Source organism: Providencia sp. PROV272 (assembly GCF_049901975.1).
Lineage (GTDB): Bacteria > Pseudomonadota > Gammaproteobacteria > Enterobacterales > Enterobacteriaceae > Providencia > Providencia stuartii.
Genome location: NZ_CP096291.1, coordinates 3,565,062 through 3,591,027 on the forward strand (window position 1 = coordinate 3,565,062; position 25,966 = coordinate 3,591,027).

Here is a 25,966-nt window from a genome sequence, read left to right on the forward strand (position 1 = left end):
CGTGATTGCTGTTAAGTGAAGCTGATTATTCATTTCCAGTGGGAATTTGTGCGAAGAAATCGGCGTAGTCGCTTGAGCATATTTGATGCAGAATAACGTTTAAGTCAGATAAAGGTTGTTGTGACCAATCAGCGCGAATATCAATATCTGCATATTGGCGATGGTGCCATATTTTGAGTGCCGCTGAACGAATTCCTCGATAATCACCTCCCGCTTTTTCACCCGCTTTCATTGCCATTAATAGCCTATTTGCTAGCGCTAATTCTGAGTATTTATGGTAGGTATCGTATAGCGCGTGTAAAACATGCTCTCCTGCGAGCATATTACCTGCAATCGCTAAATTGGTTTCAGATAAGCCACCACACCAAGGTAAACATGCCTGTCCTGTCCAATGCGCACTGGTGCCTTGTTTATCAATAATGATCAATTGCCTTAATGTGGGGGCGGCATCTTTTTTAAGCAAAACATCTAAACAGGTTTTAGCTGGCATAGCCTCTCGAAGGAATTCAACTCCGGTTATACCTGCCATGGGGTTGGTCATGGCTTGTGTGGCAATCGCACCATGATAACTTGCCCCATGGAGAACTAATGCCCCTACTGCGGGACCACCTGTTGCGGTTATTGCTCCAATTTCCCCCGTTTTTGCACAACGAGCGACGATAGAAAAAGTCATTTTACACCTCATAAATTAGACACCGATCAAATTTATCATTATAAATTATTGCGAGAAAGTTAATTTATAATCATAAATAAAGAAAAAGAGAATAATTTTAACAAAATTGACACATATCACAGCATCGTCACCACACCAGGGAGAACAAATATGGGCATGTGTTTACGCAGATGGGTAGCCACAGTTTCACTTCTCTTCGCTTTTTCATTTCCGCTATGGGGCGATGAAAACAGCCATGTATTGTTATTAGGGCAAGTGGCTGAACCGCAATCATTAGATCCTCAGGTGGCGACGGCTGCCAATGATTCACGGATCTTGGTGAATATTTATGAGGGGTTGGTGCGCAATTCTGATGGTTCATTAAAGCTTGAGCCTGCACTGGCCGAATCATGGAATGTGAGTGAGGATGGACTGACTTACACATTTCATTTACGCAAAGGGGTTCGCTTTCATGATGGATCACCATTAGATGCACAAGCGGTTAAGTTTACGTTCGAACGTATGCTTAATCGTGAGCATCCTTACTATCATACAGGGCCTTTTCCTTTATCATTTTTCTTTTCTGTTATCGACAACATTGAAACGCCCGATAACGCCACGGTGATCTTCCGGTTAAAAGAGCCGTTTGCCCCTTTTTTATCCAATCTTGCAACCCCCGCAGGTTTGATTGTCTCGCCAACTGCCGTTAAACAATACGATAAAAATTTTGGTCGCCATCCAAGTGGGACTGGGCCTTTTAAATTTACCGAGTGGACGGCGAATCAGCGTGTTGTTGTGGAAGCTAATGATCAGTACTGGGGAGGGCGACCGTCACTGCAATATGTGGTTTTTCGCCCAATAACTGACGCTAATACTCGCGTGGCTGAAATGCTGTCGGGAGGGATTGATGCGATGGTTGAAGTGCCCGCGGATAATGTACCACTGTTTGCCTCTGATAAACGTTTTCACTTGTATCAAGCAACAGGCCCGCATGTTTGGTATGGCATGTTGAATGCATCACGTCCACCATTTGACGATGTGCGTGTCAGGCAAGCCGTGAATTACGCAGTCAACAAACAGAATATCGTTAAATATATCCTTCAAGGCTCCGCAGATGTTGCACAGGGGCCAATCCCTTCAGCTTTCGATTGGGCGTTTGATCCTGAAACGGAGGCTTACCCTTACGATCCTCAAAAAGCGCGTGAATTGATTAAAGCGGCGGGAGCAGAAGGGCAAAAAATTATTTTTTATGTCACAGAGGGAGGATCTGGCATGTTGGATCCGATCCCGATGGCGACAGCGATTCAGGCCGACCTAAAGGCCGTTGGGCTGTCAGTTGAAATACAGACTTTTGAGTGGAATACCTATTTATCAAAGGTGAATTCAGGGCTTAAACAAGCACATATGGCGGAAATGGCATGGATGACGAACGATCCTGACACCTTACCCTTTTTGACGCTGCACTCTGGATCATGGCCAGAGAAAGGGGGATTTAATTCTGGCTATTACGCGAATAAACAACTCGATAGCTTATTAGATAAGGCAAGAGTAACCAACGATATGGCTGAGAGGGCACGGCTTTATCGGCAGGTACAAAAGAGAGTTCACCAAGATGCGCCATGGCTGTTTGTGGCAAATTGGAAGCAAAATGCGGTCGCCAGTGCGCGGATCAGTAATTTTAAATTACAGCCAAATTTTAATTTATTGCTTAAAGACGTTCATAAAGATTAACGGATCAATTGGCTTAATTTCACGGCATAACAAAGTAGCGAGCCTTTACTCGGCATTAAAACGGTTACGACGGGAAGATTTACTGGGGAAGAACCTATGTGGCTATATTGTGTTAAACGAATTTTAGCGACGATACCCATTTTAATTGGGCTCACGCTTATCGTATTTTTCATCATGGCGTTGATCCCTGGTGACCCCGCTCAAGCACTGCTCGGACCATGGGCAACACCAGAGAATGTGGCGCGGGTAAAACAGGAACTTGGTTTAGATAAGCCGCTATATCAACAATACTTTATTTGGATAAGTAATTTATTGCAGGGGGATTTTGGGCGCTCATTCGTACTCAATCGTCCTGTCACTGACGAGGTATTAGAACGTTTTTCAGCCACCTTAATTCTTGGGGGCAGTGCGCTGTTGCTCAGCTCTGTTTTAGGGTTGTTGGCAGGCATTATTTCGGCGATCCGCCAGTTTAGCTGGAGTGACAAAATGATCACGCTAGCCGTGTTACTGGGCATTTCGATGCCATCGTTTTGGATCGGCCTATTGATGATCATGCTGTTTGCGGTACAACTGCAATGGTTTCCTGCGTCAGGGATGTATTCGATTTGGCAAGGCGGTGGGTTCGGTGACCTATTGCACCATCTTGTTCTGCCAGCAGTGACGCTCTCTTTAGTCGCGACAGGGGTCATTGCTCGATTAACTCGTACTGCGATGTTAGAGGTCTTGCGCTTAGATTTTATTCGTACTGCTCGAGCAAAAGGACTTAGCGAACGCAAAGTTATTTTTCGTCATGCTTTTCGTATGGCGCTCGTGTCAGTGATCCCCGTTATTGGGATTCAGGCTGGTTTTGTTCTAGGCGGTGCTGTCTATATCGAAACCGTATTCCAGTGGCCGGGGCTAGGTGCCATGTTGGTCAAAGCGGTTGCGACACGTGATCTCTTTTTAGTGCAGGGCGGTGTTTTAATTGCAGCAGCAGCCTATGTATTTATTAATTTGTTTGCTGATTTGATGCAGGCACTTTTGGATCCGAGGTTAAAATCATGAGCCAAATTACTACACCGGTTATCCAGCCACGTTATCGCCAATCGGCTTGGTCTTTGTTAATGACCAATCGTTTAGCTGCATTAGGGCTAGCGATCTTATTGGTCATCATGTTGTCAGCATTACTAGCACCTTGGCTGCCACTGCCTGATCCCGATAAAACGGATCTCATTAATCGATTATTACCTGTTTTTTCTTCGGGTCATGTGTTGGGAACCGACCATCTTGGGCGTGATATTTTGTCACGGTTATTATGGGGAACACGGGTATCACTGCTTGTGGGGATCTCTGCGACGTTAATTGCAGCCGTATTAGGTACGCTAATTGGCTTAATTGCCGGCTATGTTGGGCAGCGAACTGATACCCTATTGATGCGTTGCATCGATATGTTAATGGCTTTTCCTTATATTTTACTGGCATTGGCGATTGTCGCTGTACTTGGGCCGGGCTTACTTAATGCGTTATACGCGATAGCTTTGGTTAATATCCCCTTCTTTGCACGTAATATTCGAGGGCTAACAGTAGGCTTGCGCGATCGTGATTTTATTCAGGCGGCAAGGTTATCAGGTAAAAACCATATTCAAGTTCTATTAACGGAAGTTTTACCGAATGTATTGCCTATTATTGTCGTGACTATGTCAACCACGATAGGGTGGATGATTTTGGAAACGGCGGGGTTGTCGTTTTTAGGGTTAGGAACACAGCCGCCGAATGCCGACTTAGGATCAATGCTAGGGCAAGGTAGAGCACAGATGTTCGTGGCGCCCCATGTTGCATTAGTGCCCGGCATTATGATTTTTCTTATCGTCATTAGCTTTAATTTATTAGGTGATGGCATTCGCGATTTACTTGATCCAAGGCTCAAATCAGGGGCTTTGCATCGCTCGCAACCAGTGACAGAAACCGCACGTATTGATATTCCAGCACGTACGGAAGGCAGCAAGGCGGTGTTAGAAGTGAAGTCACTGTGTGTTGGTTTTCGTCAAGGGCCTCTATTGCGCCCAACGGTTAAAAATATCAGTTTTTCAGTGGCGCGTGGTGAGTGTTTAGGGCTGATAGGGGAAAGTGGCTCTGGTAAAAGTGTTACAGCACTGTCCATTATGGGGCTATTAGCTTCCCCGCCAGCGGTGATCACCGGTGGTGGGATCTATGTTAATGAAGAAGAGATGTTGTCATTATCTCTATCGGCGTTACAGCAACGCCGTGGCGCTAGAGTCTCTTATATTTTTCAAGATCCGTTGACGACACTGCATCCACAGTTTTCGATAGGTGCACAATTACAAGAGGCGATCACCGCTCACCAATCCCTTTCCGATCAACAAGCGAAGAATAAGGCGATTGAGTTACTTGAGAGTGTTGGTATTCCATCAGCAAAAGAGAGTTATCACGCTTATCCCCATCAACTTTCTGGAGGGCAACGCCAACGTGTTGGGATTGCCATGGCTCTTGCGAATGATCCGGTGTTAATTATTGCCGATGAGCCGACAACGGCACTGGATGTCACTGTACAGGCACGCATTTTAGAATTACTCAATAAGTTACGTCGTGAAAGAGGGGTTGCGCTACTTTTTATTACCCATGACTTTGCGGTGATTAACCAAATTTGTGATCGGGTGGCGGTGATGCAGCAAGGCCAAATTGTAGAAACGGGCGCAACACAAACGGTACTTCATCAGCCACAGCACCCTTATACGCGTCGCTTGATTGCCAGTGTGCCAAAACTGGGGGAAGGAAAAGCATTTCTTACCCATGTTGCAGATATTTATAGCGCTAAACCAGACGCGGTGCAGGAGGTATCATGAATAAGGTCATTGAAGTCAATCAATTGGTAAAAACGTTTGGTCGCCCACCTAACCTTTTTCATCCAACAAGTAGAGAAGTTAAGGCTCTAAAAAACATCTCAATAGATCTTTATGAAGGTGAAACATTGGCGATCGTTGGGGAAAGCGGTTCGGGGAAAAGTACTCTTGCCCGTATTTTAGTTGGATTGGAGCAGGAAACATCAGGGGAGATCCGCATATTGGGAAAAAACCGTTCTCAGTGGCAAAAAAAAGGAACACGAGCCTTCGGTCAAGCTATCCAATATGTTTTCCAAGATCCTGTTGCATCATTGAACCCACGTAAAACGATCGGAGAAACCTTATCCGTACCTTTAAAGTACCTTAAGCAGATGAATAAATCTGAACAAACCCATAGATTACATGAGTTACTCGAGGCCGTAAGTATGCCATTGGATGCGCTGGCATGCTATCCACATGAGTTTTCGGGTGGGCAAGCTCAGCGTTTAGCGATTGCACGAGCATTGGCAGCCGATGCACAGATCCTCGTTCTCGATGAGCCTGTTAGCGCATTGGACGTTTCGGTACAGGCGCAAGTGTTGTTGTTGCTACAAGAGCTAAAAACACAATTTTCGTTATCTTACTTATTTATAAGTCATGATTTAGCCGTCGTTGAATCAATTGCTGACAGAGTGGCCGTGCTCTATTTAGGTGATTTGCTAGAATGTCAGGAAACTCATCGTTTATTTGCTGCCCCTGAACAGAGTTATACCCAGAATTTATTGACCAGCGCGCCAAGGCTCTCTTTTGAGTAAAAGGCGAGTGTGGAGATGAAAAATAGAACAACAGACGACGGCCGGAAGAAAAATATGAACACAGAGAAACAGCCGATGACAGAAACAGGACGAATTAAACGCACGGATGAAATTGTGAATGCGATTAAAGAATCGATCATGGCGGATAATTTAATGCCAGGTGATCGACTGCCACAAGAGAAAGATCTAATAGAGCGTTATAGCGCCAGTAAAAGCACCGTTCGAGAAGCTTTAAAATCGCTAGAAGTCCAAGGGTTGATAAAAACGAAAACGGGGCCTGGTGGCGGTGCATTTATTGATTCTATGACAGAAGCGCGAGCGATGAGTTTACTGTCTAATTATTTGTTTACACGGAATATTTCGATAAAAGACATTTATACCTTACGTAAATTATTAGAGCCTGTGGTGGCAGTTAGCGCTATCGACAATATGGATAATGAAGGTTTTCAAAAACTGTATGACACGATAGCGATTTATGATCATGAGCCAGTTGATGAAGCCGAACGTTGGCAGCAGCGGATGGCCGAATTGGATTTTCACGCTGTTGTTGCGAGCTACTCTGATAACGTACTTTTAGTGTTTATCTGTCATTTTCTTCAACGGTTGCTTAAGGATTTGGCGATTTGCAAAGACATCTACCTAAAGCCTGAACCTGTCGATCGTCGACAAGGGATTGACTATCAATATCAACTTATTGACGCCATGCGCCGTAAAGATGCTCCTAGAGTGAAAGCGATTATGGAAGCGCATATGGCGTATGCGGAACAAGCCATGCTGGCCTTGCAAGCAACCTTACAAGAACGATTTTTAAGTGAAGACAGGTAATGACATGATTGATCAAGATTATCTTAAATCTGTATTAAAGACGCTATTACAAACGCCTAGCCCTGTAGGTATGACAGAGAATGCCGTAGCGCAGACTCATCAATGGCTCGCAGAATTAGGTTTTCAACCGCAATACACCCGCCGAGGTGTGCTACATATTACGTTAGGCAATGGTGAGCCCAAAAGGGCACTAGCGGCACACTTAGATACTCTCGGTGCAATGGTGACACAATTAAAGCCGAATGGGCGATTGGCACTACGTAACACGGGAACATGGGCCGCACGTTTCGCTGAAGGAGCGAGAGTCACAGTATTTTGTGACAACAACCAATATCGGGGAACTATTCTGCCGTTAAAAGCATCGGGGCACCGTTTTAATACTGAAGTGGATACCCAGATTGCCGATTGGGATAACCTTGAAATCCGCCTTGATGCACCTTGTTATAACCATGCTGATTTATTAGCACATGGCTTTAATGTAGGGGATATGGTTGCAGTCGATGCACAGCCTGAGTTTATTGATAATGGTTTTATCGTCTCTCGCCATCTTGATGATAAAGCGGGCTGTGCAGTGTTATTAGCTGCATTGAAATCGCTGGTGGATGATAAAGTACTGCCTGAAGTGGCTTGCCAAATCATGTTTACTATTTCAGAGGAAGTCGGTATTGGGGGAACGCATGGCTTTGGTGCTGAAGTACAAGAACTGTTAGCCATTGATAACTCGGTGTCGGCTCCCGATCAAACAACGCGGGATGATGCGTTAACATTGGCATTTCGTGATAGAACAGGTCCATTTGATTTAGCTATCACACGCCACCTACTTAAGCTGTGCCAACAGTATGATATTCCTCATGTGAGAGATACCTTTAAACACTACCGCTCAGACAGTGCCGCTGCCGTCGATGCAGGGTGGGATATCCGCGTGGCATTGGCTTGTTTTGCACTGGATAGCTCACATGGTTGGGAAAGAACGCACGTTGATTCACTGGTTGCATTAGCCACCTTGGTCAGACGTTATATTGAAAGTGATTTAGTGCCATTACCAGGGCAGTAATGGATTTAGGTAAAAAACGTCAAGAATTTGAAGCGACCCCCAATGATTGGGGGTCTTTTGATTGTATAAGTTAATTAATGGCGGTCATTTAAATACTCAGGCTCTTTAGGTAGCTGGAAGCAGCAAAATAAGCAGATACACAATACAACCATGACATAGATAAAAAAGGCGTTTTCTGCGCCGCTGGCTTTAAATTGTAGTGCAACAGAGGGAGCTGAGCCGCCAAAAATAGCATTCCCTATCGCATATGAGACCCCAACACCTAACGCTCGTAAATGAGGCGGGAACATTTCAGCTTTTACTAGCCCACTAATAGAAGTGTAAAAACTTAACAGCATCATTAAGAAAATCAGTAATAAGGCGATAATGATAGGAGACTGAGCAAAATAACGCATGCCAATCACCATCACTGGGTAGATAAATAGCAGCATGGATAGCGTGAAGGTAATCATTGCTGCTCGGCGGCCAATTTTATCAGAAATAATGCCGAACACAGGTTGAGACAGCATGAACACAAAGAGTGATACGGTCATAATGTAACCAACCACTTTGCTATCAATACCGATGTTTGTGAGATAGGTCTTTGAGTAAACGGTTATAATATAAAAGCAGAGAGAGCCTGCGGCAGTATAACCAACGACTAAAAAGAAAGATTTCCAATGCTGTTTTAGAAGAGCGATTAAAGAACCTGACTCTTTTGCTTCTGATGCTTCATTACTTAAGGTTTCATCAAGGCGTTTTCGAGCAATTAATGAGACTATCGCTGCAATCCCCCCAATGACAAAAGGAATACGCCAAGCACCATCCTGTAGCTGTTGTTCAGTGAGAAACGCTAATAAAATAACACTGAGCAAGCTTGCTAATAACTGCCCTCCGGATAATGTGACATATTGGAATGAAGCAAAAAAGCCCCGTTGTCCTTTAAGGCCGAGTTCACTCATATAGGTTGCGACGGCACCATATTCGCCACCGACAGATAAGCCTTGCAACAAGCGCACGAGTAGCAATAACAATGGTGCAAACATCCCGACTTGCTCATAAGTTGGCAAGGCGGCAAACAAGAAAGAACTAAACCCCATCAAATAAATGGATGCGACCATCGAACGCTTTCGACCATGGCGATCAGCAATCCGACCAAATAGCCAACTACCAATTGGACGCATAAAGAAACTTGCAGCAAACACCCCCAGACATAGATAGATTGCGTCAGTGGATCCATATTTTGCGGAGTAAGCGCTTTAGTAAAATAGGCAGCAAAAACAGCGTAGATATAGAAATCAAACCATTCCACTAGGTTACCAGAAGCTGCTCCAACAATTCCTCGAATGCATTTTGATCTTGCATTGGCATCTAGCGTTGCATCCGTTCTTTTTACATTATCTTGAGATATTTCCAATTTATCACCACCGCAATATTAGTTAACAATAATTCAACAAATAGCGGTATTTACTTAGTGAGTCAATATTTGACGGTAATGTAAATTAAATATTGAGATCAATATCCTGTTTTTCATGTCATTTTTAGATAACTAACAACACTAAATGTTTTAACTAACTAAGTGTTTTATATGAGTTTTTTTACTTTTTAGCTTATTTGTTACATGCGCTTTATCTTTATTCGGAATACTCGTAAATAAAAATAATTTCATGCTAAGAATATGCGTAAAAATATCATATTAGACGTCATTTTAAATATAAAAAGTAACGTATTTAGATTAAAAAAATAAATGTATTATCGATGATAGGAGAGGAGTTATTGAATATTCACTGTTCTGTTTCGATATTGCCATTTAATTTTTTATTTTATTGAAACAGCTAATCTGCATACGAAAAATATCATAATATATTGAAATAAATGATTTTTTAAGATGTTTGCATTCAATGTGCCATCAGCCAAATAGAGTTGGTTTATCGAAAACTCAAATAAATACTAATAATTATCATTTTAGTTTATTATTTATTGATAAAGTTTATATTATGTATTTTATCATGATAAATATGAATAATCGGTATTTTTATTAACATTATTAGTTTAATTTTTTTTGTTAATTATTCTTTAACTTAATATAGAGGTTTTGTTTTTAGGTATAATTCACTAAAAATATTATTTGATAAATAAAGCTATCGATATTTAATTCTGATTTCATCTATCAATTTATCATAAAAATTCATCAGTATATACTGCTGTACATATCGGTAATGTTATAAATTATTTCTATTTTCAATAAGTTAGTTTGGTTAATAACGTGAGTTATTAGTCTGTTTATTGATGTAAAACAATCTCTTAATTTGATGGGTTGTTATCATTAAATTATCAAAATCTTATTTTTCACCCATGTGATTAATCGTGTCTATTACTGGCAGTACACACCTTAAATATATTTTATTCCGTTTTGTTGGAAGTTTACTTTTTAACATTTAAAGCAAATTAATTGAGTGAGTTATGTATGGCAAATATAAAAGAGAAAGCATCCGTTTTTGCTCCTCTTACCCGTCGTGGCTTTGTTAAGGCCGGAACTATCACGGGTTTGGCAGCAGCGGCTGGAGGGTTCTCTCTGCCTTTCAGCGCCTCCGCTGCCGCAGAGCAAAAAACAGCGACACCCACCGGAGAAGAGAAAGTAGTTTGGAGTGCATGTACTGTAAACTGTGGAAGCCGTTGCCCATTACGTATGCACGTCGTTGATGGTGAAATTAAATACGTCGAAACCGATAACACGGGTAATGATGTATATGAAGAACTGCATCAAGTACGTGCTTGCTTACGTGGACGCTCAATGCGACGTCGCGTGTATAACCCAGACCGCCTACGCTACCCCATGATGCGTGTTGGTAAACGTGGTGAAGGAAAATTCAAACGTATTAGTTGGGATGAGGCTTTTGATGTTATCGCTAACAACATGAAGCGCTTAATCAATGACTACGGTAACGAATCTATTTACCTAAACTACGGTACAGGTACGTTAGGTGGCACGATGACAAAATCATGGCCACCGGGTGCAACATTAATTGCTCGTTTGATGAATTGCTGTGGCGGTTATTTAAATCACTATGGTGACTATAGTACCGCGCAAATTGCCGCAGGGCTGAACTATACCTATGGCGGCTGGGCTGATGGTAATAGTCCTTCTGATATTGAAAATTCCAAATTGGTCGTGATGTTTGGCAACAACCCGAGTGAGACGCGTATGAGCGGCGGCGGGGTAACCTATTATGTTGAACAAGCTCGCGAAAAATCGAATGCAAAAATGATCATTATCGATCCCCGCTATACCGATACAGGCGCTGGACGTGAGGATGAATGGATCCCGATTCGACCGGGAACAGACGCGGCGTTAGTGAGTGCGCTTGCCTATGTGATGATCAAAGAAAACTTAGTCGATCAGCCATTTCTTGATAAGTACTGTGTGGGCTACGACGAAACGACAATGCCAGCTGGGGCCCCGAAAAATGCACATTATAAAGCCTATATTTTAGGTGACGGCCCCGATGGACAAGCAAAAACGCCTGAATGGGCAGCTCCTATTACAGGTATCCCTGCTGCACGTATCGTGAAACTCGCCCGCGAGATCGGCATGGCGAAGCCTGCTTATATCGTTCAAGGTTGGGGGCCTCAACGTCGCTCTAACGGCGAATTAGCCTCTCGCGCGATCGCCATGCTCGCTATTTTAACCGGTAATATCGGGATTAATGGTGGCAATACTGGTGCTCGGGAAGGGTCGTACAGCATTCCCTTTGTTCGTATGCCGACCTTAACCAATCCAGTCAAAACCAGCATCTCAATGTTTATGTGGACCGATGCCATATTACGTGGCACTGAGATGACAGCGACCCGCGATGGCGTCCGTGGTAAAGATAAGCTTGATGTGCCGATTAAGATGGTGTGGAACTACGCAGGAAACTGCTTAGTGAATCAGCATTCAGAGATTAACCGCACTCATGAAATTTTACAGGATGAATCTAAATGCGAAATGATTGTGGTGATTGATAACCACATGACAGCCTCAGCAAAATATGCGGATATCTTGCTGCCTGATTGTACCGCATCGGAGCAGATGGATTTCTGTATGGATGCCTCGGCGGGCAACATGTCTTACGTTATTTTTGCTGATCAGGCGATTAAACCTCGTTTTGAAAGTCGCAATATCTATGAAATGACGAGCGAAATTGCTAAGCGTATGGGCGTTGGTGAGCAGTTCACCGAGAATCGAACCCAAGAGGAGTGGTTACGTCATTTATACGAACAATCTCGCGAAGCATTGCCTGAATTACCAACATTTGAAGAGTTCCGCGCACAAGGTATTTTCAAAAAACGGGATCCGAAAGGCCATCATGTTGCCTATCGTAACTTCCGTGAAGACCCCGTTGCGAACCCCCTGACGACACCGTCAGGTAAAATTGAGATCTACTCTTCCCAATTAGCTGAATTGCAAAAAACGTGGGAGCTAGACGAGGGAGATGTGATCCACCCATTACCTGTTTATTCACCGGGTTTTGAGCAATATGGCGACCCACTTATGGATAAGTACCCATTACAGTTAACAGGTTTCCACTATAAATCACGTACTCACTCTACTTATGGCAACGTGGATGTTTTGAAAGCCGCCTGCCCACAAGAGTTGTGGATCAACCCACAAGATGCCGCAAAACGGGATCTTAAGCATGGTGATTTAGTCCGCGTTTTTAATGACCGAGGCGAGGTACGTGTGAAAGTGAAAGTCACACCACGTATTGTTCCGGGTGTCGTTGGTTTGGGTGAGGGGGCTTGGTATGACCCAGATGGTAACCGTGTGGATCACGCTGGAAGTATTAACGTGTTAACCACCCAACGCCCATCGCCTTTGGCGAAAGGGAACCCATCACATTCTAATCTTGTTGAAGTTGTTAAAGCTTAAGGATGTCAGTTATGTCAACGCAATATGGTTTTTATATCGACTCAAGTCGTTGCACTGGCTGCAAAACCTGTGAGCTAGCATGCAAAGACTTTAAAAACTTATCTCCGGAAGTTAACTTCCGCCGCATCTATGAATATGCAGGAGGAGATTGGACCGAGCAGGATGGTGTATTTGGGCAGAATATCTTTGCCTATTATCTGTCAATATCTTGTAACCACTGTGATGATCCTGCTTGTACTAAAGTATGCCCAAGTGGCGCGATGCATAAACGTGAAGATGGCTTTGTTGTTGTCGATGAAGAGGTGTGTATCGGTTGCCGTTACTGTAGTATGGCGTGCCCTTACGGTGCTCCACAATTCGATGAAGTGAAGGGGCATATGACAAAATGCGATGGCTGTTATGAGCGAGTGGCAGAAGGTAAAAAACCTATCTGCGTTGAGTCTTGTCCATTACGAGCACTGGATATGGCGCCTATTGAAGAGCTACGTGAAAAATATGGGACTTTAGCGGAAATCGCGCCATTGCCATCGGCAAAATATACGCATCCAAACATTGTCTTAAAATTGAATGCCAATAGCCGTCCTGTCGGAGATACCACTGGGCATCTGGCTAACCCGGAGGAGGTATAATATGGGATCGGGAATTCATGAATGGCCATTGATGTTTTTCACGGTGATAGGCCAAAGCGTGGCGGGTGCTTTTATTTTTATGGCAGCGGTGATACTCAGTGGAAAACTGTCAACAGAGCTTCACCGTAAAGTGCATTACAGCATGTTTGGTTTGTGGCTATTGATGGGGATAGGCTTCCTATTATCCACGACACATATGGGAACACCGTTACGCGCTTTCAACTCATTTAATCGCTTAGGGGCATCATCACTGAGTAATGAGGTAGCGAGTGGGGCGCTGTTTTTTGCCTTGGGCGGTTTTTACTGGCTTCTGGCGGTGCTTAATAAAATGCCAGCGGCACTCGGCAAATTATGGCTATTAGTCGTGATGGTCATGGCAGCAGTCTTTATTGTTGCAACATCTCGCGTTTACCTGATTGATACTGTTCCAACTTGGAATAACAGCTATACCACCCTAAATTTTGTCTTAACGGCATTCCTTGGTGGCCCAATATTAGCTGCACTGTTGTTACGTATCGCTGGGTTTGATTTGCAATGTATTCGCCGTATTCCTGCATTGAGTGTGGTTGCATTACTCGTCAGTGTATGTGTGGCAATCACCCAAGGCTTTGATTTGGCAAGTATAGAAACACCCGTACAAAAAGCGGTCGACCTAGTGCCAGATTATGGAATACTCATGGATATTAAAATCGTTGCCATTGCAATGGGGTTAGGTTGTTGGATAATGCCATTAGTGGCAAAACGTAACCCTTCTGTGATTAATATGGGGATCGGTTTTTTATTCGTGCTCGCAGGTGAAATCGTGGGGCGTGGTGTTTTTTACGGCCTACATATGACCGTTGGTATGGCGGTTAATTAAACTGAGAAGAAGGCTTAGTGATTTACTGCTAAGCCTTTTAAACTATTTGTGGTTAAATCAAGGCAAACAGCCGTTAAGTATCGAATAATAAGCGAATAAAATACACCATGAGTGAACAAACTTTAAATTCTATCTCTTTGACAGCACGCGTACTCGGTGCTGCCTTTTATTATGCACCGAATGATATCCAAGACATTATCGCATTGCTATCAACGCCACAATGGGCGGAAGAGTGGCCGTATGGCTCTGAGGAGCAAAAGCAGGCGATCGCCGATAAAATGGCAATAATACAGACAGATAATGAAACATTGGATGACGCATATCAGCGGCTATTTATAGGCCCATATGCGTTACCAGCACCACCTTGGGGATCTGTTTGGCTCGATAAAGAGAATGTGATTTTTGGTGAATCAACATTGCAACTACGCGAGTGGATGCAACATAACCAGATTGATATTTGTTTAACGCAAAATGAACCAGAAGATCACTTTGGCTTATTATTAATGATGGTCGCATGGGTGGCAGAAAATAACCCTGCCAAACTCAATGAACTGTTGGCTCAACACATATTGCCTTGGGGTGTGCACTATCTTAATAAAATGCAGGCAGATGCTCATTTTTCTTTCTATGTCGGACTTGCGGAACTTGCCCATTTGACGTTAGTGAATTGGCAGCAATCGCTTGATGTGAAAGCGGCTGAAAAGGCGATTTTCTATCGTTAAATATGATTAAATTTGTGGTATAGCCCTGAATGAAAGGGCTATATCAACATAGCGAATACGACCCACCACTACCGCCCCCTCCACTAAAAATTGGTTATTCGTTATACGAATTGAGACAATGACGAGAATACACTGGGTGTGTTATCTCTCGTCATCATCTTATTTAGATAAATTATTTTTTGTAAAGTATAGGGATAATAGCTATTGAGTCGGTTTAGAATAAGCCGGTTTTTTTCTCTGGTCGTTATTATGGGTAGAGTATGCGTAATCAGTCGTGGATATTATTTGTTATTTTCATTTTTTTATTGATCCCAAAATCATTTGCTCTAACACCGCCACAAAGTACAGAAGATTGGCAATTGGCTGATACCCCGCCAACACTCATGCAGATTAAACAGAATGAGACGATTTTTGCGCCTATTGCTGGGGAAATGAAAGCCGTCGCCGAGCTTTATTCTGAACATGGTTTCTATATGTATGAGCCTGCTGGTGATTATCGACCTATGCAGTTTGGTAATGATTATGCTTATGTGAACACAGAAGAAGTATCACCTTTAAAACCACGTTTAAAACCGGAAGACGATAGGTTAAATGACTTAAATAACCCTATCTACAATTATCTGATCACGACACAAAACACATTAGTCTATCGCTCAGCAAAAGCAAACAGCCAGCCAATCGCGATGCTATTTGGTAATTTGCGTTATCCCGTGTTGGATCGGATGATCAAAACAGAAAAAAATGGTGAAAAAACAGCTTGGTTAACCATTCGCTTAGGTGACCGCTTAGGGTATATCAAATCAGATGAGGTTGAGATAGACAAAGGGATACCGGTTCTCACTTATCATCACTTACTCAAAGAAAGTGAGAATAAAAAATTTCAGCATACATCGACGACCACTTCTGTCGAGGCATTTCGCGCCCAAATGGATTACTTGAAGCAGGCGGGTTACCAAACACTGTCATTATCTGATCTTGAGGGATATTTAGATAAATCGGTTAATTTGCCTGCTAAATCGGTGGTGTTGACGTTTGATGATGGCTTGAAATCGGTTTATCGCTACGCGTATCCAATTTTAAAAAATAACCATCAACAGGCCACATTGTTCGTTATTTCTTCGCGTATTAAAAGTGTGCCGCAAAAGTGGTCGGCAGATGGTTTACAATTTATGAGTAAGCAGGAAATTAAAAGTAGCCAAGATGTGTTTAATATTCAGTCACACACGCATTTCTTACATAAGCTAGATGCTCGTAAAAACCCTGTTATTTTTAGTCGCAAAGAGCATACTATCTTCTTAGATTTCCAACGCTCTATGCATGCTTTACAACCATTTACCCGTGAGCAACGTTATTTAGCCTATCCATTTGGTGGTTTTAACCAAACGGCAATGAACGCAGCAAAACAAGCAGGAATGCACCTTGCTGTAACGACTATACAAGGCAAAGTACGCTTAGGGGATAACCCATTGGCATTAAAAAGATTGTATGCACTAAAAACAGATCCTATCGAAAAGTTCGCTCAGATGGTGGGGAACCGCAGTGATAATATCGTCAATAAAAATATTGTGGTTGATAGGTAAGCATAGCGACGAATAATAAAGGAAAGCGAATGCGCTTTCCTTTATGGAATTACGATTAAGAAGCCTGACATGACCATAGCAATCACTAAATAGTATTATTTTAGACTCGGGCTATGATTGAAACGAAGCATAGTTTCTTTAAGTAGTGTCATAATGGTATTTTGCCAAGGCTTAGGCAGTGCTAATGACCAAACTACATCAATATTCCACATAGCCGATGGGCTGTCTTCAATGGGGATAAAAGCCACATCGTGGCGGCTAATATGCCTTGAACTATAAGGAACTAAACTGACTCCCACACCAGCGGCAACCAGTGCGATGATGGTTTGAATATCGCTAGCCTCTTGTACCGGCTCTAATGAGATCCCCTGTTGGCCCAGGAACCGTTCGATTTGATGTGATAGTCCGCTACCTCTTTCTTTACGCAGCGATAAATAAGGGTGCTTTATTAATAGCTGTTTCACGGGGTCATCACTGAGTTGTGATGTCGAAATGGCGAGAGCCAAGGTCTCTTGTTTTAACGGGTGCACTGTAAAATCTGTAGAAAATGCAATTTCAGGACGGCGTAAAAATGCAACCTGTAATTGATGATTTTCTAATTTTTGCGACATGATATCTGACGGCATATCATCAAAGTAAATCGTTGTCTGTTTTAAATGTTCTCGCAAACGCGCAACGAAAAAAGAGGCTTCTTGGAACGTTGATATGCCAAATCCAACATGAATAGATTTCGGGAATTGGGTACTCAATTCGCTTGCTCGGTTCAAAAGTAGCTCAGCTTGAGATAATACTTGTTGCGCAAAAGGGAGCAGCTTACGACCATTTTCAGTCAGTTGTGCACCATGTCGACCTCGTTCAAATAACGTTATTGAGAGCTGTTGCTCTAACAGTTTAATCTGCTTCGTTAGTGCGGGTTGGGTGATACACAATTGGGATGCAGCCGTATGGTAGTTTGCCGTGTCAGCTAAAACAACAAAAGCACGTAATAATCGGGTATCCATTACGCCTCATCAGTAAATTTATCAGTCATGTTAACTTGTAGAGACCCTGAATGGCGTCTCTACAAGTATATTATCCATTTAAGGAAATGTGCTGCTGTTATTTTGAAATTGCGACAGGCTTATCAGCAAATCGCACACTTCGCGCATCACGCTCATAACCCATTGTTTTTGTCAAAATATTATACAACTCAGGGCGACGGCCTGACATCCAGCGGCGACCAGTTGACATTGGAAGTAAGCTTAAGTCTAGCTCGGCGATCACCATATCATTATCAATAGCATCGCTTTCGTTGATAATACGACCATATGGGTCGATGATCATGGCATTACCTGTACGGACTTCATCGTCATCTAAACCAACGCCATTACTGAAAATGTAAAAGACGCCATTATCATGGGCGCGAGCAGGTAACCAACGCATTAACCAGCCACGACCATGTTCCCCTTGAAAGGCTTCTCGTAATGCTTCAGGATCTTTTTCTCGGTTCTCCCATAAAGGAAGAGGAATTGGCTTCATGCTGTATGGGCTACGGGAATGAGTTCCCCCCGTTTGGTGTGGTGCTAAAATAATATCAGCTCCCATTAATGCGGTTGCTCGTGGGTTCTCGACTAAATTATTATCCCAACATATTAAGATCCCTGCTTTCACTCCCCACGGCGTATCAAACACAGTGTAGCTATCGCCTGAATGAATACTTGGATGCTCAAAGGCATGTAATTTCCGATGGGCGTGATACGTGCCATCAGGCATACAAGCAACCCAAGTATTATAGCATTTATCATCTAAGCCTTTTTCAATTAACCCCACGCCAATGATCATATTAAGCTCTTTTGCACGTTGGCGGATAGGTGTTAATGATGGGCTATCATGTAAAGTTTCACTGAGCTGATAGACAGCTTCGCTAGGCAGCTTAGGCACGTGCCAATAACCTGTAATGCACATTTCTGGCAGCACAAGTATTTGCACATCTTGAGATGCGGCCTGATCGATAAATGCATGGATCTGTTTTAGGTTATAAGCCTTATCAGAGGCTTTATGTTGGAATTGTACGGTGGCGACTCGAATTGGTGTCGACATAGGGTATCTCCTCTCTTACGATGAGTAGATAACACCATATAATTTGAGCTAGGTATAATGAGATATTCTCTTATTCGATAACCAATGGTTATTAAATGGCTTCCGCACAAAATAGCGATTTATTTTCCATGATAGTGAAAAATGATCAGCCAATTTTTACTCCAATCTTATTTAGAAGCATAGTATTTCACTCTATAAGACGGCCAAAGCTATTGGATTTTTTGTTGCTTTATCTGTAAAGGCATCGATAAAAAAATATTTCAAAGAACGTTAGCATTAGTGCTAGCTTAAGAATAGATTGTTTTATATCTCTCTATTCTCTCTATCAATTTTTAGGTTTTAAGTCAAACTATCTAATAAACTCAGGATTAACGTTTTTTGAGCTTATTGATGGTTGATAACGAATAGTCTTTTTGTGCTATTTAACGTCAACCAAATATAACTATTACAGTAAATAGAAACATTCAATATTACTTTGTTACACTTAGTAAAAACTATATGTTGTTGATTATAAGGGGTTATATATTTTTTCACAAGAGAGGGTATTAGTAAAAACTACTAATAAGTTTACTTTGTATCAAATGTAACGATTGAAAACCACCTAACCCCTACTAAAGGAAGTTAAAATGCAAATAAGAGCAATAAAGCGGATGTTTAACATATTTTATACTCCTATACCAAGTATGATTTTGCTACTAAATTTTTTACTTGTTCACATAAGATAAAATAAATAAACCACTGGCGATGGTAAAATAATTAGAATCTAAAAAGAATGATTAAATTTGAATTTTTGAATATATTTTATAAATTATTCTTATATTTCAACAATAAAAAAGCATTATTGAGTATAGTTGGTTAATACTCTTAATTCGTTATTAATATTCTATTCTTTTCTATGTTTACAACGGTGGGGGGTAAAGTGAATTAATGTTAAATATCATCCGTTTAAAATAGATTTATTATTTGGGGAGGATAATAAAAACATAATAAAATATGAATAGGTTTATTGAGGCATTATTCTTTTTTTTAATAGATGTTTTTGATAGGTTTTGTCTAATTTGATTGATCGTATCGATCGTTACAAACAGTTTTACTTTCGAGCAATGCGTTCTATAATCACTCCAAATTAGACCTTTACGATTATCTCTATTTCTTAAGTAGGGATAAATTAAAATAATAATAATAAACAAATGAGCTTTTATTGCTTTATCCATGTCATTATTGACTATTTTAAATTAGGTCGGGTCTTAATAAATGAAAAATGTAAACCAGATCGTTGGTAAAGAAATTCGCAAAAGAAGAAAAGAATTAGGGCTTTCAGGTGCTGAACTTGCTGGATTAGTTGGTATCAGTCAACAGCAAGTTTCACGCTATGAAAGGGGTGAATGTAATATTACATTAGATAATCTTCTTAGTTTGGCTAAAGCACTTGAAACCGATTTGATCTGTTTTTTTAACGATGAAATCTTTTCAATAGAAGGTCGTGTTGAATTAATAAATGACAATGAAATTAAAAATAACCTTGTGAATCATATGGTAGTTAATCATTATCTATAAACTTCATATTACTACTTCATAGCCTTCCTCAGCCACAACATAATAATAAATTTCTGCCTAACGATTTTTATCGTTAGGGAGTTTATGTACGTTAGTCTTTTGTCTTAAATAGGAAAATGAAATGAAATTTGTTAAAACCATATTAGCTACAACTATTGTTGCTTCATGTGCTACTGGAGTTGCAAATGCAGCTATGGCGGATTCAAGTCCGAAGTGCAACGCTAAGCCGCCTTTCTTAGCTCCGCAAACACCACCGAAGGTTGTCTGAACCCCAGACACTTGCGTGGCCTGCTGTTCAACGCTCCCTGATAGCGTTGTAAGTCTTCTTCTGTCACTGTCCGCAGGTCTGTTCCTTTCGGGATAAACTGTCTTAACAACCCATTCGTATTCTCGTTCAGCCCACGCTCATGCGAGGCATACGGATGGGCAAAGTACGTATCTGCGTTCAGTGCTTCTGCTATCGCCTTGTGCTCACTAAACTCTAGACCGTTATCGAACGTTATTGTGTGACATACATCCTGATACTCACTCAGCAGTGAGATAATGGCCTTACTGACTTCCACCGCATCCTTTGAAAACACCTTTTTTGTCAGGTAAATACGGCTTTTGCGTTCTGCCAGTGTCACGATAGCACCAGTGCCCTGTTTACCCTGCACCAAATCGGCCTCCCAGTCCCCCAGACGGCTACGGTCATCGACGACTGACGGCCGTAGCTCAATGGATACCGCATCAGGGATGCGCCCTCGTTTCTGCCCGTAGCCCTTACGATATCGCCGTTTGCCCTGCCTAAGATGCCTGTACAACTCGCCACCGCTACGCTTATCCGCATAGATATACTGGTAAATCCATTCATGGCTGACGCTAAGACCAATAATGCTGCCAATTGCACTTATTTGCTCAGGACTCCACTTCCACTCCAGAGCAAATATCACGAAATCTATGGTCTGCTGAGGAATTGTCCTTTTGGCAGATGACAGCCGCCTATCACAGCACTTCTGGTGTGCCTGTTGTGGGTTATAACCAGTATCTGAAGTGTTACGCCTCAGTTCACGGGAGACCGTGGACTTGCTTACACCGATACGGATACCTATCTCATGGCAGGATAAATTATCCTCACGCAGTATCGATATCTGGTATCGTTGTCCTTCGGTTAGTTGCTGATACTTCATACTTACTCGCTCATCTTTGGTCGGAAGAGCAGGATAGCTTATCAGTAGCTAACCGTCCTTCCATCTAACATGACCGAGCGTTGCACTTATTATCTGAATTCGCGAACCCTAACTCTAAGATTGAAAGATCTGATCTCCTCCTACAGTTAATTAATTCCCCTATCGAATTACTTAATTATTTAACTCATACTTTTCATTATCATCAGTAAAAAGCATCGACTTAACTAAAACCAAAAACAAGAATAATCTTGTTCAGCCTTTTCATCAAATTGTATAATTTAACTTTAATAGATAAATAAAATTAAACATGGGCCTTATGATCATGGAACAAAATACGACTCTTTTTGATGAAGATGAAATGGAACAAATCAGTACTCTTGCCTCTTCCATATTACCGCCTTCCGAACTCGCTGAGTGGAATTCACTTTTGCAAAAAGCTATTCATCATCCCGATGATGTTTTAGAAGATGAAAAATATTCAAACTATTCGGATTTAGAAGCTGTGTTTGATGAAGATGACGACGATAGGTTACAACTACTGTTTGATATCTTCTGTCACAGTCATAATATCGTTGTCGCTATTGATTGGCGTGGTGAAGATGATGATGATCAGTTAATCACCTTTTTGTCTCAGCGGATCTCCCAATTTGATCCTACCCTTGAAAAAGAACAGCTGTTCAAAACGCTTAAAGAGCATGTTGATAACAGTGAATTAGAGAATGAAGAGTTTGAAAGCAGTACGGATTACTTCGCAGAAAAGTTTAGCCTCTTACAAGATTTTATTGAAAAGTATGGCTATAAAATGTGGGTGCTACATGTGGATTATGATTCATACCCTATCTTTATTGCAAGTATCGAGAATAATTCGGTCATAGAAACTGAAATGTTTATGGATTTTATTCCGAACTAAATGAGACTGTAATTTAAATTGTGTATTTGCCTGCTTTTGATAGGTTAAATCCAACAACAAAGCAGGCATATTATGGACGAGAAAAAACTAAAAGCCCTTGCAGCAGAATTTGCAAAAGGGATTAAGACCGAAGCTGATCTTAATCAGTTCACTCGCATGCTGACTAAATTGACGGTTGAAACAGCATTAAATGCTGAACTAACCGAGCACCTAGGTCATGAGAAAAATAGTACCAAAACAGGTATTAACATGCGTAACGGCTATTCATCTAAAACATTACTCACGGACGATGGTGATTTTGAATTGAACACGCCACGTGACCGTGAAGGCAGTTTTGAGCCTCAGTTGATTACGAAAAGTCAAACTCGCATTACTCAGATGGACAGTCAAATTTTATCCTTTTATGCAAAAGGAATGCCCCCCGTGAAATCGTCGCTACATTCAAGGAAATGTACGACGCTGATTTCAAAAGTCACCGATGCTGTTAAAGAGCAAGTTCAAGAGTGGCAAAATCGGCCTCTCTAATCGCAGTATCCCATTGTCTATCTTGACTGTATTGTTGTCAAAGTGCGTCACGATGGCAGGGTTATCAATAAGTCTGTTTTTCTTGCATGAGCCATCAATACTGAAGGACATAAAGAGCTTTTGGGCATGTGGATGGAGGAAAATGAGGGGGCTAAATTTTGGTTATCGGTTCTTACTGAACTTACAAATCGCGGTGTTCAAGATATCCTGATTGCCTGTGTAGACGGTTTAAAAGGCTTTCCAGAGGCGATAAATAGCGTTTATCCTCAAACACAAATCCAGCTGTGCATCATTCATATGGTGCGCTACGTTTCTTGGAAAGACTACAAGGCTGTGACTGCGGGGCTGAAAACCATCTATCGTGCCGCAACAGAGGCTTCTGCATTGATAGCATTGGAAAAATTCGCTTTAATATGGAACAAAAAATACCCGCAAATTAGCAAAAGTTGAAAAGTTGGTATGCGCATTGGGAAAACGTAAATACGTTTTTTGCTTACCCTGATGATATCCGCAAAACCATTTATACCACGAATGCCATTCGTCCACTTCCCCTAAAATAAGACAGCTATAATTAGATTTTCTGCTCTAAAATTTGCAGAGGTCATGATGAAAAAAGTTCGTTTTACTGAGACTCAAATCGTTAATATCTTAAAACTCGCTGATTCAGGGATGAAAGTGGAAGATATTTGTCGCCAAAATGGCGATCAGTAATATTACTTATTATAATGGTGGTATGGAAGCTAATGATGTTAAAAGATTAAAAGAGCTTGAAGAGGAAAATGCCAAGCTTAAAAAAATGTTTGCAGAAGTTAGCCTTGAAAATCATACGATGAAGACGCTTTTTGCAAAAAAGGATTGGTAGTGGCGGAAAAGAAGTCCTGTACTCAGGCTTTAAAAGAGGCAGGTTTATCAGCCATTAAAGCTTGTAAATTAACATCATTACCTCGGGCAACATTTTATCGCCGACAGCTAAATTGGCGTGAAAGAGATCGTGCAGTGATTGATGCTATTCAATCAGTTTTAGCTAAATCGCCACAGTCGGGATTTTGGAAATGCTATTTTCGGCTAAGATTTCAAGGCTATCCCTTTAATCATAAACGAGTTTATCGCGTTTATTGCTGTTTAGGGTGAAACCTGAAACATCGAGTTAAAAAAATACTGCCAAAACGAGAAAAAAGCCCCTTAGTGATTGAAAAAGTCCCGAATGTTCAATGGGCATTGGATTTTGTACATGACAGTTTATATTGTGGTAAGCATTTCAGAATATTGAATATTATTGATGAGGGAACACGTGAATGTTTGGCGATTGAAGTGGATACATCGTTGCCAGCTGAACGGGTTATTAGAGTGCTTGAACGCTTAAAAGTCGACAGAGGAGTGCCGAAACAAATACGCGTGGATAATGGACCTGAGCTTATTTCAACCAACCTATTGAATTATTGTACAAATAATCAGATTGAGCTATGTCATATTCAACCCAGTAAGCCACAACAAAATGGCTTTATCGAACGTTTTAATGGCTCATTCCGCAGTGAATTTTTAAATGCATATTTATTTGAGTCATTAAGCCAAGTACGTGAAATGGTGTGGTTTTGGCAACAAGATTATAACCAAAATCAAACGCACGAAAGCTTAAATCCCCCCCTCCAGAGGTATATCGTAAACAGTTAGAAAACTCTAAATTGCAGTGTCTTAATTAATGGGGAGTGGACAATATCGTTTAGCAAGGCCAATAGGGTGTTTGGGGGAATTTACAGCGTCAGACCCGCCCTACCGGTGAGTTTAACAGTGAACAAAACCTGCGTTTTCAAGGGCAATATTTCGACAAAGAAACCGGCCTGCACTATAATACTTTCAGGTACTACGCCCCGGATTTAGGCTGCTTTACCCAGCAAGACCCGATAGGGTTAGCGGGTGGGTTAAATCTGTACCAGTATGCACCGAATCCACTGACATGGGTGGACCCGTGGGGTTGGGCGAAGAACAAGCAACCTAATTACTCTAAGAAAATACAAGACTTATTTAATGCCGCATTAGATGTATAAAAAGTGGAGGCGGTGTTCCTCGTTTAGATACCAAAGGTAATCCTAAAATATATCAAGGAAAAGAATACCTAAAATGGTAAGGCGCTATAGAATATGAAGTACCTAGACTTGACAACAATCATCGGGTTTTACAACTCAATGGTGTGAATTCTATGGGTATTCCTTATTCTAAAGTATGGATATACCTTAGATCATTATCAAAAAATTCATTCAGACTGGAAACCGATGGGTAACATTAAGTGTTAATTGAATAGAACCAATGTATAAGGATTTAGTATGCCATTTAAGCTAAAATTAGAATCAAATAACGTAGAAATTGGACATGTGGATTTGATAAAAATAATCAAAGTAGAACATTTCTATATGTTTTTTTTGAAAGATATATGGATAAATTGCTCAAATCAGAACTTTAAGATTGATAGCTTAACAAATTTAAGCATCGCCAAACCACATGGATATGAATATTTAGCTTCATTTGATATCATTGATTCAGCTAAATTTAATAGAAATCAAAACAATTGTATATTACTTTCATCACTTGATAGTATTACTAACTCTAGATATATTAATAATTATTCTAGACTCCTTTCATTATGGAATTTGAATGATACCAATATTAATTGGAGAGACATGTCAATTGAATATAAAAAAATATGGTTAGAGCTATGCTTAGAACAGAGCGGCATTAAGTACAATGATATCAAAAAAAAATTGTAATTGACTGTACTCATATATCTGACATACCAAGTTTATATTGCTTACTGGGTGAGGCATTTTTTGGATGGAAAGGTTATATTGGCAGCAATTTAGACGCACTAGACGATAGTCTAATAAATATAAAAAGTAATGGAAAAAAAATAACCTTCCTTAATAGTAATATATTGATAAAAAATATCGACACTACCAAAAACATAAAAAAATATTCAGAAAGCTATATTTCAATTTTAACGGATATATTCAGTAAACATGGCTTTTGTGTTGAGTTACATTAGGTTAATGACTACTAACTTAACGATATTAATATTAAACCATATGTTATAGTATTGAATATATAATTTTTAGCTAAGGCCAATAGGGTGTTTGGGGGAATTTACAGCGTCAGGC

The 25,966-nt window shown here is 41.1% G+C and carries 21 protein-coding genes and 3 pseudogenes; 18 read left to right on the plus strand and 6 right to left on the minus strand.

The window, feature by feature from the left end; genetic code table 11:
• Positions 1-25: 25 nt before the first annotated feature.
• Positions 26-673, minus strand: coding sequence for a DUF1028 domain-containing protein (locus M1E93_RS16465; RefSeq protein ID WP_014657399.1), 648 nt, complete (start codon positions 671-673; stop codon positions 26-28).
• 150 nt (positions 674-823) lie between these two features.
• On the opposite strand from M1E93_RS16465, the gene M1E93_RS16470 reads away from it, so the two are divergent.
• The 6 genes from M1E93_RS16470 to M1E93_RS16495 all read left to right on the plus strand — a co-directional run bounded on the left by M1E93_RS16470 (position 824) and on the right by M1E93_RS16495 (position 7,896).
• Complete coding sequence (locus M1E93_RS16470; protein ID WP_004917390.1) at positions 824-2,383, plus strand: ABC transporter substrate-binding protein; 1,560 nt, start codon at positions 824-826, stop codon at positions 2,381-2,383.
• 96 nt (positions 2,384-2,479) lie between these two features.
• Positions 2,480-3,427, plus strand: coding sequence for an ABC transporter permease (locus M1E93_RS16475; RefSeq protein WP_014657400.1), 948 nt, complete (start codon positions 2,480-2,482; stop codon positions 3,425-3,427).
• Positions 3,424-5,226 (plus strand): dipeptide/oligopeptide/nickel ABC transporter permease/ATP-binding protein, encoded by a 1,803-nt coding sequence (locus tag M1E93_RS16480; protein ID WP_004917383.1) that lies wholly within the window; start codon positions 3,424-3,426, stop codon positions 5,224-5,226. The genes M1E93_RS16475 and M1E93_RS16480 overlap by 4 nt, the downstream gene beginning before the upstream one ends.
• The gene (locus M1E93_RS16485; RefSeq protein ID WP_060561453.1) at positions 5,223-6,017 is read left to right on the plus strand and encodes an ABC transporter ATP-binding protein; all 795 of its coding nucleotides are present in this window, start codon (positions 5,223-5,225) and stop codon (positions 6,015-6,017) included. The genes M1E93_RS16480 and M1E93_RS16485 overlap by 4 nt, the downstream gene beginning before the upstream one ends.
• 54 nt (positions 6,018-6,071) lie before the next feature.
• The gene (locus M1E93_RS16490) at positions 6,072-6,842 is read left to right on the plus strand and encodes a FadR/GntR family transcriptional regulator (RefSeq protein ID WP_041705166.1); all 771 of its coding nucleotides are present in this window, start codon (positions 6,072-6,074) and stop codon (positions 6,840-6,842) included.
• A 4-nt stretch (positions 6,843-6,846) separates the two neighbouring features.
• Positions 6,847-7,896 (plus strand): osmoprotectant NAGGN system M42 family peptidase, encoded by a 1,050-nt coding sequence (locus tag M1E93_RS16495; protein ID WP_014657402.1) that lies wholly within the window; start codon positions 6,847-6,849, stop codon positions 7,894-7,896.
• A 74-nt stretch (positions 7,897-7,970) separates the two neighbouring features.
• Here M1E93_RS16495 and M1E93_RS16500 read toward each other — a convergent pair whose 3' ends face one another.
• Both M1E93_RS16500 and M1E93_RS16505 read right to left on the minus strand, forming a co-directional pair.
• Positions 7,971-9,059 (minus strand): MFS transporter, encoded by a 1,089-nt coding sequence (locus M1E93_RS16500; RefSeq protein WP_426207023.1) that lies wholly within the window; start codon positions 9,057-9,059, stop codon positions 7,971-7,973.
• Positions 8,975-9,292, minus strand: coding sequence for a hypothetical protein (locus tag M1E93_RS16505; RefSeq protein ID WP_426207024.1), 318 nt, complete (start codon positions 9,290-9,292; stop codon positions 8,975-8,977). The genes M1E93_RS16500 and M1E93_RS16505 overlap by 85 nt, the downstream gene beginning before the upstream one ends.
• Before the next feature lie 1,050 nt (positions 9,293-10,342).
• Between M1E93_RS16505 and dmsA the strand changes: the two genes are divergently transcribed.
• From dmsA to M1E93_RS16530, 5 genes are all read left to right on the plus strand, one after another.
• Positions 10,343-12,787, plus strand: coding sequence for a dimethylsulfoxide reductase subunit A (dmsA, locus tag M1E93_RS16510; RefSeq protein ID WP_036942829.1), 2,445 nt, complete (start codon positions 10,343-10,345; stop codon positions 12,785-12,787).
• An 11-nt stretch (positions 12,788-12,798) separates the two neighbouring features.
• On the plus strand, positions 12,799-13,416 hold the full coding sequence (locus tag M1E93_RS16515) for a DMSO/selenate family reductase complex B subunit (protein WP_014657404.1): 618 nt from the start codon (positions 12,799-12,801) through the stop codon (positions 13,414-13,416).
• Position 13,417: 1 nt separating this feature from the next.
• Positions 13,418-14,275: a DmsC/YnfH family molybdoenzyme membrane anchor subunit gene (locus M1E93_RS16520; protein ID WP_004917367.1), complete on the plus strand. Its 858-nt coding sequence runs from the start codon at positions 13,418-13,420 to the stop codon at positions 14,273-14,275.
• Between the two features lie 107 nt (positions 14,276-14,382).
• Positions 14,383-14,997 (plus strand): Tat proofreading chaperone DmsD, encoded by a 615-nt coding sequence (gene dmsD, locus M1E93_RS16525; RefSeq protein ID WP_040132488.1) that lies wholly within the window; start codon positions 14,383-14,385, stop codon positions 14,995-14,997.
• A gap of 260 nt (positions 14,998-15,257) precedes the next feature.
• Positions 15,258-16,577 (plus strand): polysaccharide deacetylase family protein, encoded by a 1,320-nt coding sequence (locus tag M1E93_RS16530; RefSeq protein ID WP_004917363.1) that lies wholly within the window; start codon positions 15,258-15,260, stop codon positions 16,575-16,577.
• 95 nt (positions 16,578-16,672) lie between these two features.
• Here the strand turns inward: M1E93_RS16530 and M1E93_RS16535 are convergent, their stop codons facing one another.
• Together M1E93_RS16535 and M1E93_RS16540 are read right to left on the minus strand one after the other, a co-directional pair.
• On the minus strand, positions 16,673-17,578 hold the full coding sequence (locus M1E93_RS16535; RefSeq protein ID WP_004917362.1) for a LysR family transcriptional regulator: 906 nt from the start codon (positions 17,576-17,578) through the stop codon (positions 16,673-16,675).
• Positions 17,579-17,675: 97 nt separating this feature from the next.
• Entirely contained in the window at positions 17,676-18,656 is a 981-nt protein-coding gene (locus tag M1E93_RS16540) for a nitrilase family protein (RefSeq protein WP_004917359.1), read from the minus strand.
• 1,254 nt (positions 18,657-19,910) lie between these two features.
• On the opposite strand from M1E93_RS16540, the gene M1E93_RS16545 reads away from it, so the two are divergent.
• The gene (locus tag M1E93_RS16545; RefSeq protein ID WP_004917356.1) at positions 19,911-20,213 is read left to right on the plus strand and encodes a helix-turn-helix domain-containing protein; all 303 of its coding nucleotides are present in this window, start codon (positions 19,911-19,913) and stop codon (positions 20,211-20,213) included.
• Positions 20,214-20,434: 221 nt separating this feature from the next.
• On the opposite strand, the gene M1E93_RS16550 is transcribed toward M1E93_RS16545, so the two are convergent.
• The gene (locus tag M1E93_RS16550; RefSeq protein ID WP_140035165.1) at positions 20,435-21,382 is read right to left on the minus strand and encodes an IS30 family transposase; all 948 of its coding nucleotides are present in this window, start codon (positions 21,380-21,382) and stop codon (positions 20,435-20,437) included.
• Between the two features lie 322 nt (positions 21,383-21,704).
• Here M1E93_RS16550 and M1E93_RS16555 point away from each other — a divergent pair, with 322 nt between their 5' ends.
• The 6 genes and pseudogenes from M1E93_RS16555 to M1E93_RS16580 all read left to right on the plus strand — a co-directional run bounded on the left by M1E93_RS16555 (position 21,705) and on the right by M1E93_RS16580 (position 25,854).
• Positions 21,705-22,292 carry a DUF6630 family protein gene (locus M1E93_RS16555; protein WP_223854678.1) on the plus strand — a complete coding sequence of 196 codons (588 nt, stop codon included), beginning with the start codon at positions 21,705-21,707 and terminating at the stop codon, positions 22,290-22,292.
• 156 nt (positions 22,293-22,448) lie between these two features.
• Positions 22,449-23,267: pseudogene (locus M1E93_RS16560) on the plus strand (IS256 family transposase).
• A 156-nt stretch (positions 23,268-23,423) separates the two neighbouring features.
• A pseudogene (locus M1E93_RS16565) lies at positions 23,424-24,517 on the plus strand (IS3 family transposase).
• A gap of 42 nt (positions 24,518-24,559) precedes the next feature.
• Positions 24,560-24,796, plus strand: a pseudogene (locus M1E93_RS16570) (RHS repeat-associated core domain-containing protein); the annotation flags it as partial.
• 342 nt (positions 24,797-25,138) lie between these two features.
• Complete coding sequence (locus M1E93_RS16575; protein ID WP_426207025.1) at positions 25,139-25,579, plus strand: hypothetical protein; 441 nt, start codon at positions 25,139-25,141, stop codon at positions 25,577-25,579.
• Positions 25,580-25,623: 44 nt separating this feature from the next.
• A complete protein-coding gene (locus M1E93_RS16580; RefSeq protein ID WP_174822178.1) occupies positions 25,624-25,854 on the plus strand; it encodes a barstar family protein in 231 nt (76 codons plus the stop codon).
• The last annotated feature ends 112 nt before the right edge of the window (positions 25,855-25,966 follow it).

What these genes read in the sequence shown, in the direction of transcription:
- M1E93_RS16520 (WP_004917367.1), top strand. Translation starts at nt 13,418, where the DNA reads ATGGGATCGGGAATTCATGAATGGCCATTGATGTTTTTCACGGTGATA.
- M1E93_RS16555 (WP_223854678.1), top strand. Translation starts at nt 21,705, where the DNA reads ATGGAACAAAATACGACTCTTTTTGATGAAGATGAAATGGAACAAATC.
- M1E93_RS16485 (WP_060561453.1), top strand. Translation starts at nt 5,223, where the DNA reads ATGAATAAGGTCATTGAAGTCAATCAATTGGTAAAAACGTTTGGTCGC.
- dmsA (WP_036942829.1), top strand. Translation starts at nt 10,343, where the DNA reads ATGGCAAATATAAAAGAGAAAGCATCCGTTTTTGCTCCTCTTACCCGT.
- M1E93_RS16545 (WP_004917356.1), top strand. Translation starts at nt 19,911, where the DNA reads ATGAAAAATGTAAACCAGATCGTTGGTAAAGAAATTCGCAAAAGAAGA.
- M1E93_RS16540 (WP_004917359.1), bottom strand. Translation starts at nt 18,656, where the DNA reads ATGTCGACACCAATTCGAGTCGCCACCGTACAATTCCAACATAAAGCC.
- M1E93_RS16550 (WP_140035165.1), bottom strand. Translation starts at nt 21,382, where the DNA reads ATGAAGTATCAGCAACTAACCGAAGGACAACGATACCAGATATCGATA.
- M1E93_RS16515 (WP_014657404.1), top strand. Translation starts at nt 12,799, where the DNA reads ATGTCAACGCAATATGGTTTTTATATCGACTCAAGTCGTTGCACTGGC.
- M1E93_RS16535 (WP_004917362.1), bottom strand. Translation starts at nt 17,578, where the DNA reads ATGGATACCCGATTATTACGTGCTTTTGTTGTTTTAGCTGACACGGCA.
- M1E93_RS16490 (WP_041705166.1), top strand. Translation starts at nt 6,072, where the DNA reads ATGAACACAGAGAAACAGCCGATGACAGAAACAGGACGAATTAAACGC.
- M1E93_RS16480 (WP_004917383.1), top strand. Translation starts at nt 3,424, where the DNA reads ATGAGCCAAATTACTACACCGGTTATCCAGCCACGTTATCGCCAATCG.
- M1E93_RS16470 (WP_004917390.1), top strand. Translation starts at nt 824, where the DNA reads ATGGGCATGTGTTTACGCAGATGGGTAGCCACAGTTTCACTTCTCTTC.
- M1E93_RS16500 (WP_426207023.1), bottom strand. Translation starts at nt 9,059, where the DNA reads ATGCGTCCAATTGGTAGTTGGCTATTTGGTCGGATTGCTGATCGCCAT.
- M1E93_RS16575 (WP_426207025.1), top strand. Translation starts at nt 25,139, where the DNA reads ATGCCATTTAAGCTAAAATTAGAATCAAATAACGTAGAAATTGGACAT.
- dmsD (WP_040132488.1), top strand. Translation starts at nt 14,383, where the DNA reads ATGAGTGAACAAACTTTAAATTCTATCTCTTTGACAGCACGCGTACTC.
- M1E93_RS16530 (WP_004917363.1), top strand. Translation starts at nt 15,258, where the DNA reads ATGCGTAATCAGTCGTGGATATTATTTGTTATTTTCATTTTTTTATTG.
- M1E93_RS16465 (WP_014657399.1), bottom strand. Translation starts at nt 673, where the DNA reads ATGACTTTTTCTATCGTCGCTCGTTGTGCAAAAACGGGGGAAATTGGA.
- M1E93_RS16495 (WP_014657402.1), top strand. Translation starts at nt 6,847, where the DNA reads ATGATTGATCAAGATTATCTTAAATCTGTATTAAAGACGCTATTACAA.
- M1E93_RS16475 (WP_014657400.1), top strand. Translation starts at nt 2,480, where the DNA reads ATGTGGCTATATTGTGTTAAACGAATTTTAGCGACGATACCCATTTTA.